The 391-nt window shown below is 32.5% G+C and carries 1 protein-coding gene; it reads right to left on the bottom strand.

The genetic code is table 11. From position 1 onward, the window contains the following. Positions 1-237: hypothetical protein (locus PUR71_RS40785; RefSeq protein WP_329924224.1), on the bottom strand; the 237-nt coding region annotated here is incomplete at its 3' end. Between the last annotated feature and the right edge of the window lie 154 nt (positions 238-391).

A 391-nucleotide genomic window follows, 5' to 3' on the forward strand; every position in this document is an offset into this window, starting at 1 on the left:
AAAAAAAAAAAAAAAAAAAAAAAAAAAAGTCCAAAAAAAAAAATAAAAAAAAAAAACCCCCCCCACAATAAAAAAAAAAAACTCCCCCAACAACCCAACACCGCCAAGTTCACCCACCAACCAAACAAAACAAAACCACCACAAAAAAAATAAAAAAAAAACCCAAAAAAAAAAAAACACAAAAAAAAAAAAAAAAAAAAAATAACAACAACAAAAAAAGCAAAATCGCGCGACCACCTACAAAAATAAAAAAAACAAAGATAACCAAAAACCACACAACAAAAAGGGCGAACCAAGAAAACAATAAAACATACCCCCCCCCAACTTAAAAAAAAAAAACGCCCCCTAAAACCCACCTGGGCGCGCTGCACCCACCAGCGAAACAAAACAC

Origin of the sequence: Streptomyces sp. SP17BM10 (assembly GCF_036322405.1) — a bacterium.
Lineage (GTDB): Bacteria > Actinomycetota > Actinomycetes > Streptomycetales > Streptomycetaceae > Kitasatospora.